Origin of the sequence: Cryobacterium sp. M91, from assembly GCF_002929615.1 — a bacterium.
Taxonomy (GTDB): Bacteria; Actinomycetota; Actinomycetes; order Actinomycetales; family Microbacteriaceae; genus Cryobacterium; species Cryobacterium levicorallinum.
Genome location: NZ_PJJT01000083.1, coordinates 1 through 15467, shown reverse-complemented (window position 1 = coordinate 15467; position 15467 = coordinate 1). Strand labels below are relative to the sequence as shown.

11 protein-coding genes are annotated in these 15467 nt (G+C 66.1%); 5 read left to right on the top strand and 6 right to left on the bottom strand.

All coding sequences use genetic code 11. The annotated features are described in order from the left end of the window. Window positions 1-3 precede the first annotated feature (3 nt). Window positions 4-522: a CarD family transcriptional regulator gene (locus tag CXY80_RS08840; protein WP_092107039.1), complete on the top strand. Its 519-nt coding sequence runs from the start codon at window positions 4-6 to the stop codon at window positions 520-522. A 204-nt stretch (window positions 523-726) separates the two neighbouring features. Here the strand turns inward: CXY80_RS08840 and CXY80_RS08835 are convergent, their stop codons facing one another. From CXY80_RS08835 to CXY80_RS08825, 3 genes are all read right to left on the bottom strand, one after another. Then, the gene (locus CXY80_RS08835) at window positions 727-2046 is read right to left on the bottom strand and encodes a hypothetical protein (protein WP_104132276.1); all 1320 of its coding nucleotides are present in this window, start codon (window positions 2044-2046) and stop codon (window positions 727-729) included. 424 nt (window positions 2047-2470) lie between these two features. Beyond that, a complete protein-coding gene (locus CXY80_RS08830) occupies window positions 2471-3097 on the bottom strand; it encodes a LysE/ArgO family amino acid transporter (protein WP_092452029.1) in 627 nt (208 codons plus the stop codon). Window positions 3098-3119: 22 nt separating this feature from the next. Beyond that, window positions 3120-3605, bottom strand: a complete 486-nt coding sequence (locus CXY80_RS08825; RefSeq protein ID WP_092452027.1) for an Lrp/AsnC family transcriptional regulator — start codon at window positions 3603-3605, stop codon at window positions 3120-3122. Between the two features lie 150 nt (window positions 3606-3755). Between CXY80_RS08825 and ald the strand changes: the two genes are divergently transcribed. The 3 genes from ald (at window position 3756) to CXY80_RS08805 (ending at window position 8465) form a co-directional block, all read left to right on the top strand. Beyond that, complete coding sequence (ald, locus tag CXY80_RS08820) at window positions 3756-4871, top strand: alanine dehydrogenase (protein WP_092452025.1); 1116 nt, start codon at window positions 3756-3758, stop codon at window positions 4869-4871. A 313-nt stretch (window positions 4872-5184) separates the two neighbouring features. Beyond that, on the top strand, window positions 5185-6942 hold the full coding sequence (locus CXY80_RS08810) for an aldehyde dehydrogenase family protein (protein WP_104132275.1): 1758 nt from the start codon (window positions 5185-5187) through the stop codon (window positions 6940-6942). 236 nt (window positions 6943-7178) lie between these two features. After that, window positions 7179-8465 (top strand): ATP-binding protein, encoded by a 1287-nt coding sequence (locus CXY80_RS08805; protein ID WP_104132274.1) that lies wholly within the window; start codon window positions 7179-7181, stop codon window positions 8463-8465. Window positions 8466-8501: 36 nt separating this feature from the next. Here CXY80_RS08805 and CXY80_RS08800 read toward each other — a convergent pair whose 3' ends face one another. Next, complete coding sequence (locus CXY80_RS08800) at window positions 8502-11165, bottom strand: helix-turn-helix transcriptional regulator (RefSeq protein ID WP_146070709.1); 2664 nt, start codon at window positions 11163-11165, stop codon at window positions 8502-8504. Window positions 11166-11422: 257 nt separating this feature from the next. Continuing rightward, window positions 11423-14152: a LuxR C-terminal-related transcriptional regulator gene (locus CXY80_RS08795; RefSeq protein ID WP_158251618.1), complete on the bottom strand. Its 2730-nt coding sequence runs from the start codon at window positions 14150-14152 to the stop codon at window positions 11423-11425. A 347-nt stretch (window positions 14153-14499) separates the two neighbouring features. Here CXY80_RS08795 and CXY80_RS20725 point away from each other — a divergent pair, with 347 nt between their 5' ends. Next, window positions 14500-14826 carry a SipW-dependent-type signal peptide-containing protein gene (locus tag CXY80_RS20725; RefSeq protein ID WP_104132271.1) on the top strand — a complete coding sequence of 109 codons (327 nt, stop codon included), beginning with the start codon at window positions 14500-14502 and terminating at the stop codon, window positions 14824-14826. 68 nt (window positions 14827-14894) lie between these two features. Here CXY80_RS20725 and CXY80_RS08785 read toward each other — a convergent pair whose 3' ends face one another. Then, a complete protein-coding gene (locus tag CXY80_RS08785) occupies window positions 14895-15359 on the bottom strand; it encodes a hypothetical protein (protein ID WP_092452014.1) in 465 nt (154 codons plus the stop codon). Window positions 15360-15467: the final 108 nt, after the last annotated feature.

The window sequence follows — 15467 nt, the reverse complement described above, 5'->3', positions numbered from 1 at the left end:
TCCATGAAGATTGAAATCGGCGAAACTCTGGTCTACCCGCACCACGGAGCGGTCACCATCACGGCCCTCGCAACCCGCACCATCAAGGGCGTCGAAAAGCAGTTCATGACCCTCAACGTGCACACCAGCGCGCTGACCATTCAGCTGCCGGTCGACAACGTCGAGCTCGTCGGGGTGCGCGACGTCATCGACGCCGCCGGGGTGAGCGCCGTCTACGAAATTCTGCAGAACGCCTTCACCGAGGAGCCGGGCAACTGGTCACGCCGCTACAAGGCCAACCAGGAGAAAATGGCCAGCGGCAGTGTCTACCGGGTCAGCGAGGTCGTGCGCGACCTGTGGCGTCGCGACCAAGACAAGGGCGTTTCGGCCGGCGAAAAGCGGATGCTCGAAAAGGCTCGTCAGATCCTCGTCTCCGAGCTCGCTCTGGCCCAGGGCCTGACCGACCAGGAAGCCGGCGACCTGCTGCTCATCGAAATTCAGAACTACGTCGTCAGCGACGAGCCGGTTGAAGTAGCCGTCTAGTCTGCCTGACCGTGCACCCTCGTTCGCCGCGCGAACGAGGGTGCACACCTGTTTAACCCAGCCGCGCCGGGCGTCCGCTTGAGCGCGCCCGGTACTGGCGCGCGCTACGGTAACCGGCGTAGCGGCCACCAGTATCGGGCGCGCTCGTGCGCCGGTGGGGCAGGGGACCGCGCACTGGCGTTCGCCCCGCGCATCGTCCAGGCGCTAGACCAAGGCGGCACACAGCAGCAGGGCCGGCCACGACGCGACGAGCACGACAGCCAGATAGACCAGATTGCGGCGGGTGAGCGCAACGCTATCGATGCTGTAGCGCGAGCTGAGCAGCATGGTCAGCCCGGTGATCGGTCCCACAGCGGTCGAGACTCCCCAGCCGATGCAGGCGGCCAGCACAAACAGGGTCGGGTCGGGTCCCAGCGGATGCATGAGGGCCGCGACCACCGCGACCGACACGACCGGGTGCACGCCCACGAGCGCGAGCAGAATCATCGCCAGCATCATGGCCCAGGCGACGGGAACGGTGAACTCGCTGACCGGGAGCTGCAGCTCGAACAGGGGAAACAGCATCCGCAGACCGACCGCGAGGACCCCGGCTGAGGCGAAGAGCGTGACCTCACCCCGCAGTTGCGGCAGGTCGTGTTTGGCATGCCGGGCCAGCGACCGCACCGCACCGCGACCGTTGACGATGAGCAAGCCGAGCAGCGTCACGCCAAGGCCGGCGATCAGCACAATGCGCGGCACCGGCACGGCCGAAAAGAGCTGGTGGGCGATGATCACGAGAGCGACCAGGGCGAGCGGAACCCGCACGAGCGCCCAGCTCAGCGAGTAGCCGGTATAGGCCGGCAGGTCGCGGCCCCAGAGCCGAAAAATGTCCCAGACACTCAGCCCGATTGCCGCGAGCGCGAGGCCCAAGCCGACGAGCAGCAACACGAGCGAGTTGGCGCCGGGCACGAGCGTGGTCGCCGCGGCGGCGGCCGCCCAGAACGGTGACCAGAACGCCGCAGCCGAAAACGACCGGGACAACAGCGCGGCATCGGGTAGTCGCAGCGCGGTGCGACCGCGCAGGTGGTCGCCGACGATTCCAACCGCACCGATATTGATGATGGCGCCGAGCGCGTGGGTGGCGAGCGCGGTGCGCAGCACTGCGAGCCGGCCGTGCAAGCGGGTGCGGGTCGTCGGTTCGCTGGGTGTGATGAGCCGCAGAAACGACACGGCCGTGAGCATGCCGATGAGGTCTTGATTGACAGAGAGCAGGTCCCGGCCGTTGACTGTGCCTCCGAGTGCAACCCCGATCAGAACGGATGCGATCCCAAGACCGATCAGCAGCATTGCAATGATGCGCTGGGTGCGGTTGACCAGAACCAGCCCGACCGCCGCCGCGGCGATGGTGAGCCCGCCCGCCACGAGCGTCGCGTCTGGCAGCGCGACCGACAGTCCCACAAACAGGATCACCCCGCTCAGGAGCAGCGCATAGAGCAGTCGCACTCGTGGCCTCCCGAACGGTTCGCCCAACTCGTCGGTCGGCACGTGCTTCCTATCCAACCAGCATCGTGTCCCGGTAGTGCGCGGGCGAACCCCCGAGGGTGGCGGCCGCGGTGCCTGGTCGGGGATCCGCGTGAGCGCGCCCGATCTGGGTGCGCGCTACGGTAACGGCGTAGCGCGCACCAGTATCGGGCGCGCTCGTGCGCTGACCAGGGCCCGGGCCCGGACCAGATAGCGGGCGAGCTCGGGCGCGGGTTGCGGGGCGGCGTGTGCCCTGCGGATACGGCGGCCGTCGGCGACGGTCTGCATCTGTTTCAGGGCGGCCTTCTGGCTCTTGGTGGTTCCACGCGCCCGACATCGAAATGTGGCGCGGCTTCGGGGTGTTCCCGCCCGAGGTGCCGGTGCCCGCGGGCGCCAACCACGAGGTTCAGCTTCTCGGCAGGGCCGGTTACTGGGGCGCATAGCTTCGCTATACCCCGAAGGCCATCCGCACCCCGAGGGCGATCATGACCACGGCAATGAAGCCGTCGAGTACTCGCCAGGACGAGCGTTTGGCAAACAGGGGCCGCAGCATCCGGGCGCCAAAGCCGAGCGCGAAGAACCAGACGAAGCTTCCCGTGATCGCGCCGACGCCCCACCACCAGCGTTCGTTCGCGCCCTGTTGATTGGCCACCGAGCCGAGAAAAATGAGGGTGTCGAGGTAGACATGCGGGTTGAGCCAGGTCAGCGCGAGGGTCGTCGCGACGGCGGCCCTGGTGCTCACCTGGGTGGTGGCCGCGGCGACGAGGACGCCGGGGCGAAAAGCGCGCACGGCGGCGAACACGCCGTAGCTCAGCAGAAAGCCGACGCCGAGCACCTGCACGACGACGAGCGCGGCCGGGGCGGCCTGAATGAGCACGCCGATTCCGACGATTCCGGCGAAGATGAGCACGGCGTCGGACAGGGAGCAGATCAGCACGGCCGCGAGCACGGTGCGGTTTTTGCCCGCGATGCCGAGCCGCAGAATATACGCATTCTGGGCGCCGATCGCGATGATCAGGGCGAGTCCGGTGCCGAAGCCGAACAGGGCGGGCAGGAGCGTATCGGCGAGGTTCATTTCCTGCTCAGTTTAGGGCGCACTATTCGGGGGCGACACCGTTGTAGAAGTGCTCGAACACCATGCTCGTGCGGGTTGACGCCACGGCCGGATTGGCGGAGAGATGCTCAAGCACGAAATCGCGGACATCGTCGGTGTCGCGGGCCGCCAGATGAATAATGAAGTCCTCGGAGCCGCCGAGAAAGAACAGCTGGACGACCCGGGGCATCACCCGGATCGAGTCGCGAAATGCCGGAATGTGCGTGCGGGCCCCGGCGCGAATGCTGACGCTGATCAGCGCCTGCAGCCCGAGGCCGATCGCCTTGGGATCGACCATGGCCGTGAAATCGGTGACGATTCCGCGGCTGACCAGTGAGCGCACCCGGGAAACACAGGTGGACTCGGCGATTCCGGCCGCCGCAGCCAGACGGCTGTTGGTGGTGCGGGAATCCGCCTGCAGCGCCGCGACCAGAATGCGATCGACCTCGTCAAGGGGTTCGAGCGATCGAATCCTCTTCGCTTCGGCCATGTTGCTTCTCCTCGTCACCGCATAATTCGTGAAATATTCTTGAAGTCTGGCAGATTCCACGGATTTTACCTAGCGGAAACGAATCAATAGCAGTCTAACTCCTATCAAAGCCGATGCATTCGGCACTGGCGACTGCGAAACGGAGCCCCTATGTTGGTCGGCATTCCCACCGAGATTAAGAACAATGAGAACCGCGTCGCGATCACGCCGGCCGGTGTGAATGAGCTCACCCGTCGCGGTCACGAGGTCATCATCGAACAGGGTGCCGGGCTCGGCTCTGGCATCACCGATGACACTTTTCGCCTCGCCGGGGCATCCATCGTTGCCACCGCCGCCGACGTCTGGGCGGCGGCCGAATTGCTGCTCAAGGTCAAGGAGCCCATCGCGAGCGAATACCCGCTGATGCGCCAGGGGCAGGTGCTGTTCACCTATCTGCACCTGGCGGCATCCGCTGCCTGCACTGAAGCACTGATCGAGTCGGGCACCACCGCGATCGCCTACGAGACCGTGCAGCTGAGCGACCGCACGCTGCCGCTGCTCTCGCCGATGAGCGAGGTGGCCGGCCGGCTCTCGGTGCAGGTTGGCGCCTACCACCTGCTGAGTGCCAACGGCGGCAGCGGGATTCTGCTCGGCGGCGTTCCTGGAACCCCCAAGGCCAAGGTCGTCGTGATCGGCGGCGGCGTCGCCGGCGAGCATGCCGCGGCCAACGCCCTCGGTATGGGCGCCGACGTGACCATCATCGACCTATCTCTGGCCCGCCTGCGCCAGCTCGAGGCGCGGTTCAACGGCGAAATTCAGACGCGTGCGTCGACCCAGTACGAGATCGCCGAGCAGGTTCGGGAAGCCGACCTCGTGATCGGCTCCGTGCTGATTCCGGGAGCGCAGGCACCCAAACTCGTCACCGACGCCATGGTCGCGTCGATGAAGCCGGGTTCCGTATTGGTGGATATCGCGATCGATCAGGGCGGCTGCTTCGAGGGCTCGCACGCCACGACGCACGACAACCCCACCTTCGCCGTGCACGACAGCGTCTACTACTGCGTCGCCAACATGCCCGGCGCAGTGCCGGCCACCTCGACCCGTGCGCTGACCAACGCGACCCTGCCCTACGTGATCGCGCTGGCCCAGAAGGGCTGGAAGAAGGCCATTGCCGAAGACGCCGCCCTCGCCCAGGGCCTCAATGTGCACAACGGGCGCATCACCAACGCGCACGTCGCTGCGGCGTTTCAGGCCGAGCTGCTGAGCGTCGCCGACGCGATCGCCTGAGCGGTCGCGGGCTGGTCAGTACACTAAGAGTTGTGACACACGGTAAGGACTCCCAACCGCGAATCAAGGGACCTGGCGGAATGACGGCTTGGCTCAACGGTCGTCTGTTTCCCATTCTGGGACCGCCGCCGGTCGGATTAAACGGGTCGGATCTGTTGCCTGCCGTTCCCGCGCCGGTTCGGGGCTGCCCAGTCTGCGCCCAGCCGATGGATCAGCACGAGATCGATCGAACCGGCGAGCGTACCCAGCTGCACTGCCCCGTCGTCGTACCCTGAACTGCAGCACTAGGCTGGTCGGCAATCAGGGGAGATCAATGACGGTGGATCAGGCGGGGCTCGACCTCTCCATCGCAGCGCTGGCACGGGGGAGCGAGGGGTGGGCGGCGACCACCTTAGCGGCGCGAGCCGATCTGCTGGCGAGTGTCGCAGCATCCGTCGGCGTCGAAGCCGAGCGCTGGGTGCTCGCTGCCGCGCACGCCAAGGGGCTCGACCAGGCGTCGCCGCTGATCGGGGAGGAATGGCTGACCGGGCCGTACGGCGTGCTCACGTCACTGACCGCGCTGCAGCGCACACTTCGGGTGCTCGACGCGGGACACAGCCCGCTCGCCGGCCGGCGGCTGGGGAGGGCACCGGGCGGTCGGGTCACGGTTTTCGTGCTTCCACACAACGCCTGGGACGGGCTCCTGCTGCACGGATTCACCGCCCAGGCCTGGCTGCGACCGGGCGTCACAGCGGCGCAGGCCCGATCCCGGGCCGGACTGGGGCAGCACGTTTCCGGCAGGGCACCCAGTGAGGACTCTGGGCCCAGGCCCGACCGTGGAATAGGCCTCGTGCTCGGCGCCGGAAACATCAGTTCGATCGCGCCGCTCGACGTGCTCTACGAACTCGTGGCACACAATCGGGTCTCCATCCTCAAGCTCAACCCCACCTTCGACGGCCTGCTGCCGGTCTATCGCGCGGCGCTCGCCCCACTCATCGAGGCCGGCCTGCTCTGCATCGTCACCGGCGGCGCCGATGTGGGCGACTATCTCGCGCACCACGCCGGCATCGGCCACGTGCACATTACCGGCAGCGCGGCCACCCACGACGCCATCGTGTTCGCCGGCTCGAAAACGGATGCTCCGCGCCTCACCAAACCGATCACCAGCGAACTCGGCGGTGTCTCACCGATCATCGTGCTGCCGGGCCGGTGGAGTACCCGCGACCTGCGCTATCAGGCCGAACACGTCGCCACCATGCGGCTGCACAACGGCGGCTACAACTGCATCGCCGGGCAGGTGCTCGTGCTCAGCGCCACCTGGCCGCAGAAGCGCGTGTTTCTGGACGCGGTCGCGGCGGCCCTCGCGTCCGCACCGGCTCGGCCAGCCTGGTACCCCGGCAGCGATGAGCGGATGCGCGCGGCCCGCGCCGCCTACCCGGCCGCGCGTTCGATTCCCGGCGGGCGCCTGCTCGTGCCAGCCGGCGCGAGTCGTGAAGCGCCGCAAACGGGCGGTGTGGACTCGCCCGAGGCGTGGGCATCCGCTGTGCCGGAAGATATGCTCAGAACGGAATACTTCGCGCCGGTGCTCGGCGTTGTCGAACTTCCCGGCACCGGCCTGGCGTTTCTCGACGCAGCCGTCGAGACGGTAAACCGCGACTTTCTCGGCACGCTCGGCGCGAATATTCTCGGAGTGCCGAGCACGATCCGCCGGCTCGGTGCCGGGTTCGAGCAGGCAGTGGCGCGCCTGCGCTATGGAACCATCGCGATCAACGCCTGGACCGGCGTCGGGTTTCTCTCAGCGGCGGCGCCGTGGGGCGCGTTCCCGGGGCATGCCCTCAGCGACGTGCAGAGCGGCATCGGCGTGGTGCACAACGCCCTGCTGCTCGACGACGTGGAGCGCACCGTCGTGCGGGGGCCCTTTCGGCCGTTTCCACGCTCGGTCGTGCACGGGGAGTGGGCGCTGCTGCCGAAGCCTCCGTGGTTCGTCTCGGCCCGAAGTGGCGCCCTGACCGCTCGCCTGCTGACCGAATTCGCCGCGCGTCCCTCAGTGCGCAGGCTGCCGGGCATCCTTGCCGCCGCCTTTCGCGCCTGACCCTGTCCCTTCGGCCACTTCGTGACTGCAGTCCGGGTGCTTGGCGCGCATAACTCCTGCAATTTGGAATCGGTGAATAAAAGTTGGGCGTATTTTCGGGCTTTGGAGGAATTGCTGACACAGATTGCAGGAGTTATGCGCGGACGGTTCCGGAGAGATGCCGGGCACCTCGCCGGGAGGGGTTAGGGGAGCGGGTGCAATAGTGTGGCAGCACACCCAACAATGCGAGGTTCACGATGACTGGCTGGCGACTGCGCGATTTTCACTCCGACGATCTGGACGGCATTCTGCGCCTGTGGGACGAGATCAAGGCCGCCGACACCGAGCCGGTTTACGGCCTGTCGGAGGTGCTCACCTCCTGCCAGAAGGACCATGCCATCGTGGCCCTGCACGGAGATGAGGTGATCGGTGCCGCCGTCGGCCGCGCCGCGCACGCTCAGGGCTGGATCGTCTTTCTGGCGACCGCGGAAAAGTGGCAGAGTCAGGGCATCGGTACGGCAATGCTCGCCGCGCTCGAGGCCCGCATGGCCCCGCACGGCATGACCAAGCTGTCGGCGCTCATGCCCGAATCCGAGACCAAGGTCGACGCTTTTATCAACCGCGGCTTCGAGGTCAAGAAGAACCTGCGCTACTTCGAACGGCATATTCCCGTGCAACGCGAGGAACTCAAGCTGCTCGGCGAACTCGGCGGCCGGGTGCTGCCGCGCGACCTCTGGCAGAAGGTCGGCGGCATGGCGCGCGAGAAGGAATTGCTCGAACGCCGCCTGGTTATGCCCCTGGCCAAGCCGGAACTGGCCGAGCAGTACGGTGTTTCTCCGCCCAAGGCGGTCGTTCTGTTCGGCCCTCCCGGCACGGGAAAGACCACCTTCGCCAAGGCGATCGCTTCTCGCCTGGAATGGTCATTCATCGAGGTGTTCCCGTCGCGCCTGGCTGCCGACCCGCAAGGTCTGGCCGGGGCGCTGCGCGAAACCTTCCTCAAGATTTCCGAATTGGAACACGCGGTGGTGTTCATTGACGAGGTCGAAGAGATCGCGTCCCAGCGCTCGGGCGAACCCCCGTCGGCGATGCAGGGCGTGACCAACGAACTGCTCAAGATCATCCCGGCGTTCCGTGACCAGCCCGGGCGCCTGCTGGTCTGTGCGACCAACTTCATTCGTGCGCTCGACTCCGCCTTTCTCCGCCACGGCCGCTTCGACTACGTCGTGCCGATCGGGCTGCCGGATGTTGCCGCTCGCCAAGCTATCTGGGAGCGGTACATTCCGCAAGGCGTGACGGACGAGGTCGACCTCGCGGTGCTGGTCGAAAAGAGCGAGGGATTCTCGCCCGCTGACGTTGAGTATGCCGCGCATCGGGCGTCCCAGCATGCCCTGGAAAAGGCGTTGTACCAGACCGGTGACGGACCGGTCATCAACGGACCCAGTACCGCAGACTATGCCCTCGCGATCTCCGAAACCCGCCGCACCGTATCCGCCGAGGTCGCCGCCGAGTTCCTCGAAGACATCGAGCGGCTCGCCCGGCTCTAGTCAAGCGGATGCGCCGGCCCGGAACGGATTGCGGGGTCAGGCTACGGAGTCGGTGATCTCGTCGTTCAGATCGGTGGATGAGTCCTCGGGGATCAACACGGCAAGGGGCGCGCGCCCGGCTCGCGGGCTCTGCCCGGTCTTGACTCGCGCCTGGTAGAGGTGGGACTCAACCGTGCGCACCGAGACATACAGTGCAGTCGCGATCTGTCGGTTGGTCAGGCCTCGCTCGGCCAGTATGGTGATTTCCTTCTCCCTCCCGGTCAACAGGTAAGCGCCGGCGAAGGCCACGAACGACTCAGCGCGTTCCCCGCTGTCGGTTGGAACTGAAGCCGGCTGGGTCGCTGCGCCGTTCGGAATGCTCGAGCCCACGTGTGAAACGCTCGTCGTACCAACCGGAGCGTCCGAGACCGCAGCACCCGTGACCGGCGTTCCCCCAACGTGAGCAGTCGCGACCGGAGCGGACGAGATCGACGCGTCGCGGGCATCCGTTTCACCGTCTCGCTCGGCGAGCAGTCGCGTCACGTGGCCGGCGGGCTGCCCAAGCTGCACGAGGATTTCGATCAGCCAGGAGCGAATCACAGGGGAACGATTACCGGCGGTTTCGTACAGGTAGACGGCCAGCAGCTGGGCGCTGTCGGTGCCGGAGCTCAGTAGAAACCCTAGATCGAAGCGGTCGGCGCTCGACCGGCGGGCAGCGGATGCCGCTGCCATCAGACCCAGCCGGGCGAGCGAACTCGCGCGCAGGCACTGCAGCCAGGGCTGCCAGCGATTCGGCTGCGCCGAACCATTGCCGGCCGGCCGGTCCAATTCCCCGCCGACGAAGCCCAGCAGGGCCAGGCTGCCGAGGTCCCCCATCTGGATGGCGCTGGCGATCCACTCGTTCACCTCGCCGAGGGCCACGGTCCGGTCTGACCCGGTCAGGCAACGAATGGCGGCACCGGTATGGAAAATCTCCAGGGCCAGCCCCTCGGCGGAATACACGTCTGATGCGCGCGGCACCCGGTCGCGCTCATTGAGGCTGGTGGCGAGATCGACCAGGCGCAGCGCGTCAGCGGGACGCCCCTGGTGGGCCAGGCTCAGACCGGTGAGGCAGGCCGCGTGAATGCGGGTGACGGTGTCGTAGTCGGCCGTGCGGGCGAGGCGCTCGCCGCGCGCGGCCGCGATCGCCCACTGCCGATTCTGCACCGTTTCGGTGAGTCCGATGAAGGCCAACTCGCCGACCATTATGGGGTCGCCGACAAACCAGCCAGCCGCCCTGGCACGCAATTTGGCAAAGTCGGCACCGGTCATGACGCCGAACGTGGCCAGTTCCCGCAACCAGCGCAGTAGCAGTGCGCCGTCGGCCGGCGTGCGCAGATACTGTTCCGCGTCGACCAATTCTGCCCGCGCTGCGGCCGGACGACCATCGCCGGCCAGTGCCCGGGAGTACTCGATCATCGACGATAGCGCCGGTTCGAGCTGCCGGGCAAGTCCCGCCAACAGCACCGACTGGTCGGTGAGCCCCCGCGTGCGGCTGCGCCGGGCCGCAACGAGCAGAATGTCGGCGACGGTTTCGGCGGGCACCGCGTCGAGCACTTCGGGACGCAGGGCGACTGAGGTCGTCCAGCTATCGGCGATGACGAGGCTCTCGGCCGGGGTCGTCACGCCGCCGTGCGTGCGATCCAACAGCAGCAGGTCGACGATCTGGGCCGTCATGTTCCGCAGCAGGTCGGGTTCACAGTCGGCCAGCGCTCCGTCGGAGAACATGGTTGGGGCATGCAGCAGACCGGCCGGCAGCCGATGCAGAAACCCCCGACGCAGCAGGTCTCGCAGGGCTACCGGGCGGCACAGCCGGGTCGCGTGCGAGTAGGAAATGCCGTCCAGCCGGCCGATTAGGGCGAGCACGGCGAATTGGTGGGGTGTCAGACCGCGCAACTGATGCGACACCACATCGAGAATTCGCCGCGACGGCGGGAATCGCGAGAAGGAGACCAGTTCCTGGTCGTCGGGCGGCTGCTGCTGGCGCATGACTTCGGCCGTGAGCTCACGCAGCAGCATTCGAGACCCGCCGCTGCGTGCGTGCAGCAGCGCACGAGCGCCGCGTTCGAATTGACCGGTCGGAGCGAAGTGGGTCACGAGAGCCGACGATTCAGCGGGGGTGAGTGCCTCCATATCGACGCGGTCGGCGCAGCCCTTGACCCAGAGCTCGTCGACCAACCGAACCGTGATGCTGTCGGTTTCGGTGGTCAAGCCGGTCGCCAGCAGATCGCTCGCCACGAGCAAGACCACTTCGCCCCCGGCGGCCAGCCGGTAGAGGCAGTCCATGGTCTGGGCATCCAGCAGGTGCGCATCGTCCACGCTGATCACCGGCCGCTCACACTGGCCGTGATCGCGGGCGTACTTCAGCAGCCGAGTAGCGGTGACCGGCTCGGTTCCGCCGAGCGCGAGGGCCAGACGAAGGTTGGAGCCGTTACTGATCGACCCGAACGGCACCGTGTGTGAGAGCGCGGTGGCCGCGATCTCGACCGGGTCGCCGCCATCCGTGCGCAGAATCGTCGTCACCGACCCGAGCAACTGGGATTTGCCGTAACCGGGCGGCCCGAAGATGACGACGCTGCGCCCCGACTGCACGATGTCGGCGATTCCCCGAGCATTGCGACCAACAGTCGCGGGAGCGTCGACCGGCATCCGCTGCCCATCCTGGTGCTTTTGGCCGTCCACGTCTCCCCCGGTTCGGCCGATGCATACCGCCTTGCGCCATGACCTGTCAAAAATGATGTTGAACGTTATAGTACCCACTTTCGAGGGGTATCGATCCGGCGGTGACTCCGTGGGCTACTGGGATCGATAAACCGACTACTGGGATTCCTGCGCATCAGGGATGAGATGTGCTCATGTCGCACTACTGGCACTGGTAATGCCGCAGAGCCGATCATCAACGCGGTGAGTGGATGCCGCCGTGGCGGCCTCAGCCCCCGCTACACGCTCGTGAGGTCTCCGCGAGAGTTTTGCCCGGTCTTGATGCGCGCCTGGTAGAGGTGCGATTCGACCGTGCGCACCGAGAGAAACAGACTCTTGGCGATGTCCCGGTTACTCAGGCCCTGGGTGGCGAGCGACGTGACTTCCCGCTCGCGCTCGGTCAGCAGCACCGGCTCGATCAGGAGCGACGCCGGCACGTTCACCGGCAGCTGGCGGCTGGCCAGCGAGAAGCCGTCGGCCCGTAAGCGGCTGAGGTCGGCGGAGTCGCTCTGGCCGTGCAGCTCGTGCAATGCTGCGGCCTCGTTGCTCGCCGTCATGGCAATTCCGTAGGCGCCGAGGTCGGCCAACTGTCCGGCCGCGAGGTCGAGTGCTGCGGCGTCCTGGGCGGCCACAGCGCGCGTGCGCTGGGCCAGTGCGGCGACTATCGGCGCGTCGTTCGTTGCCACCGCGCGGTCGAGAATGTGCACAAGATCATTGGGGGGCTCGCCGAGCCCCACGAGAACGTCGAGCAGCCAGGCCCGCATCACGGGAGTCTGCGCCTCCGCCGATTCATACAGCTGAGAGGCGACCAGGCGAGCACCATCCGTGCTGCCCGCGGTCAGCAGGCCCTTGAGGGTCGAGCGGGTGGTCTCGAATTGATAGCGGGCAGTCATTTCTTCATGCAGCACGCGTATTTTTGAAATCTTGGCGCGGGCGGCATCCATTAAACCCATTCGGGCTAGGGAGCTGGCATGCAGGCACTGAATCCACGTGCGCCACGCGTCGGGGTCCGAGCGTGCGAAGTGAGCGTCGGCGGCACGCAGGTCGGCTTCGGTGCCGGCCACGTCACCACGAAATTGCGAGAGTTCGGCCGCGACAAAGCCGAGAAAGCCGAGGTTGCCGAGATCGTGATTGATGATCGATCGGCTGATCCACTCGTCAAGCTCGTCAGCGACGACCGGCACCCCGAACCCGCTCAGGCAACGCACGGCGGCGTTGCAGTAGAAGATCTCGAGCGCCAGCCCCTCACCGGAATAGATGTCGGCGTCGCGCTGCGCTAGGTCGCGCCGATTGAGGGTGGTCGCGAGGTCAAACATGCCGAGCCCCTGCGCCGTGCGGCCGTCGTAGGCGTGGCCTACACCACTCAGGCAGGCGGCACGAATGCGTGTGATGACGTCGTAGTCCTCATTGCGCGCAATGCTTTCCCCGTCAACGGCCACGCGTGGCCAGTCCACGTCCTGCACAGACTGGGTCAGACGAACGAAATCCACCTCACCGTGCATCATCGTGCTGGTGGGAAACCAACTGGCGGCCCGGGTGCGCAACGCGGTGAAATCATCCGCTGTCATGGTGGTGAACTTGGCCAGCGACATGTGCCAGCGCGCGAGCTTGACGCCATCGGCGGGGGTGTGCAGCAACTCCTCGGTGTTCGCGAGAACGGCCAGCGCGGCCGAATAGCGCTCGTTGCTGGCGAGAGCACGCGAATACTCGATCGTGGCCTTGAGGCCGGGTTCCAGGCACAGGGTGAATGCCGAATAGAGGAGAGCCTTCTCGGTCAGGCCGAGACGACGGCTGCGCCGCGCCGCCACCAGCAACACGTCGGCAACGACGCTGCTTCCCCACTCGTCGACCACGCTCGGAGGCAGATTTCCTGACGCCGTCCAGCTGTCGGCAATGGTCATGCACTCGGCCGGGGTGGTGGTGAAGCCGTAGTGTCGGTCGGTCAGCAAAATCGACACGACCAGGGCTTGCTGGGTGCGCAGCTGCTCGGCATCGCAGATAGTCAGTGCCACGTCGGCGAGCAGTGTGCGCGCCTGCAACTGACCGGAACGTTCGACACACGGATACACGTATCCGCGACGAATCAAGTCGCGGAGTTCACCGGCGCCACAGATCATTGACGCACGGCCGGTGGAGATGCCGGTCAGGGAGCCGATCAGAGCGAGAGTGACCAGCTGGTTCGCGGTCAGGCCGCGCAGCTGATGCGCGAGGAGGTCGAGGATGCGCTGCGACGGTGTGTGCAGGGCAAAGGCGGTGCGATCGCGGTCATCGGGCCGGGGCTGCTGGCGCACGGCCTCGCTGGTCAATTCCCTCAGTAGCAGCCGGGATCCACCGCTGCGGGAATGCAGCAACGCCAGCGTGACCCGATCGAACTGGGTCGTCGGGGCGAATTCCCGCACGAGCTGCCCGGTTTGCACGGGGCTGAGCGGCTCGAGGTCGATGCGTTCGGCGCCGCCCCTGATCCAGAGCTCGTCCAGCAGACGAATGGTGGCTGCGTCGGTCGTGGGGGTATCGATCGCGGGTACCAGATCGCTAGTGACGAGCAAGACGACCGACCGCGCGGCGGCAAGCTGGTACAGGCTGTCCATCGATTGCGGGTCGACCAGGTGGGCATCGTCGACCATGATGACCGGGTGGCTGCTCCCTGTTTGGGCCTGGGCCGAGCTCAGCAGAGTCGCCGTGCTGAACTCGCCATCGGTGGGGGACATTGCGAGGCCGAGCTGTGACCGGATCGACCCGAACGGAACGGAGTGCACGAGGGGATTTACCGCAATATTGAAGGGTTCTCTGCCGAGCGCGCGCAGGGTGAGGGCGATGGACTCGAACAGCACGCTTTTTCCGTAGCCGAGCGGGGCGAAGATCACCACACTCTGGTTGCCGCTGAGGGTTTCAACAATGCCGTGGGCTGTTCGGCCGATCAGGCGGGGGGTAGCGGCAGCGCGTTGTCTACTTCCGAACGTTCGTTCCAATCGTGCACACCCTCGTTTGTACTGGCACATTTAGCCGTTAGACCTTTTATACGGCAAATGCCACAATGTTTACATCGTTTAGGGGTGCGTGGTAGGGATTGCCAATGAATCCCAGTGCTCTGCCGAGACCTACTGGGGCCCACTGACACGACACTGGGTCGATACGAACTTGCTATCGAACCGCACACCCGGAACTACTGGCCTTGAGGTCAACGACACTTGAAGCGCACCGGTGTAGGGCAGGAGTCCCTGTTTGGCTCGTGGTAAACGCTGAGCACTTTCACGAAGCGTCCATTGAGTCCGTCCAAAAGTGCGACACGATCGCGCCGATATATAGGAGTGCCACCATGGCGCACCAGGCACCGGAGCAGTTCGTCGACAGCCGCCAAAAGCGCAACCGCCGAATTCGCGCCGTTCTGGCCGGAGGCCTCGTACTGGGCCTCGGCGCCGCCGTCACCCTGGCGGCCTGGAACGACTCGGAGTTCGCTCGGGGCAGCTTCGCCGCCAGCGGCTTCAACCTGGTCGGCAGCTCGTTCCCGCCACGACCCCGCTCGGCGCAAACCCCGCCACGACGACCTCGTTCGCTCTCGCCTCCGGAGCGGATGCCGCCGCCGGCGCACCCGGCTCTAGCCGAGCGGACACCCGGAACCATTGAACGCGGGCCCAGTTTTTAGACTGGGCCCGCGTTCGGGGATGGACCGGGGGCGGAGTACGAGCCCTGGACGGCTGCGAAACGAGGCGTTCAGCGTGCCCGGCGGTGGTAAACCAGAGCGGCGACGAGCGCTTGCCAGATGGCGAAAAACTCGACGACGAGTGACAGCAGACCGAGCGGTTCCAGCCAGTTTCCGATGTCGCCCATGGCCATCGGCATGCCGACGGTGCGATTGATGACGAAGCCGACGATGACGGCCGCAGACAGCGCAGCAGCGCCGAGGAAGTCGATTCTCGATCCGACGACGAGAACGCGTTCGATCAATACGGCCACAGCGATGATGATGCCGATGTACGCGAAGGCCAGATATGGAGTCTCGGCGAATTTGCCGGGGAGGTCGAGGATGTGAATCGCCCCGATGACGGCGAGCGACAATGCAACGGTGATGCGGCGTGTGAGCAGGTGCTGGTCGATGAGGCGCGCGGCCGTGCTGCTCGGATGTGCAGCAGGGGGCTGCATCGGTTCGTCAGGCGATCGCGTGGCGGTCGTAGTCATAAATACCTCTCCATAGGGTGGGCAGTTTCTACTGGTCGTTGCGAATCCCGAGCAGGGAGAAACCAATGGTCAGATTTGCACCGAACAAGATGCCGGCAGCGGTTAAGC

Coding starts and splice junctions, on each gene's coding strand:
- CXY80_RS08840 (WP_092107039.1), top strand. CDS start 4: ATGAAGATTGAAATCGGCGAAACTCTGGTCTACCCGCACCACGGAGCG.
- CXY80_RS08830 (WP_092452029.1), bottom strand. CDS start 3,097: ATGAACCTCGCCGATACGCTCCTGCCCGCCCTGTTCGGCTTCGGCACC.
- CXY80_RS08825 (WP_092452027.1), bottom strand. CDS start 3,605: ATGGCCGAAGCGAAGAGGATTCGATCGCTCGAACCCCTTGACGAGGTC.
- ald (WP_092452025.1), top strand. CDS start 3,756: ATGTTGGTCGGCATTCCCACCGAGATTAAGAACAATGAGAACCGCGTC.
- CXY80_RS08810 (WP_104132275.1), top strand. CDS start 5,185: ATGACGGTGGATCAGGCGGGGCTCGACCTCTCCATCGCAGCGCTGGCA.
- CXY80_RS08805 (WP_104132274.1), top strand. CDS start 7,179: ATGACTGGCTGGCGACTGCGCGATTTTCACTCCGACGATCTGGACGGC.
- CXY80_RS20725 (WP_104132271.1), top strand. CDS start 14,500: ATGGCGCACCAGGCACCGGAGCAGTTCGTCGACAGCCGCCAAAAGCGC.
- CXY80_RS08785 (WP_092452014.1), bottom strand. CDS start 15,359: ATGACTACGACCGCCACGCGATCGCCTGACGAACCGATGCAGCCCCCT.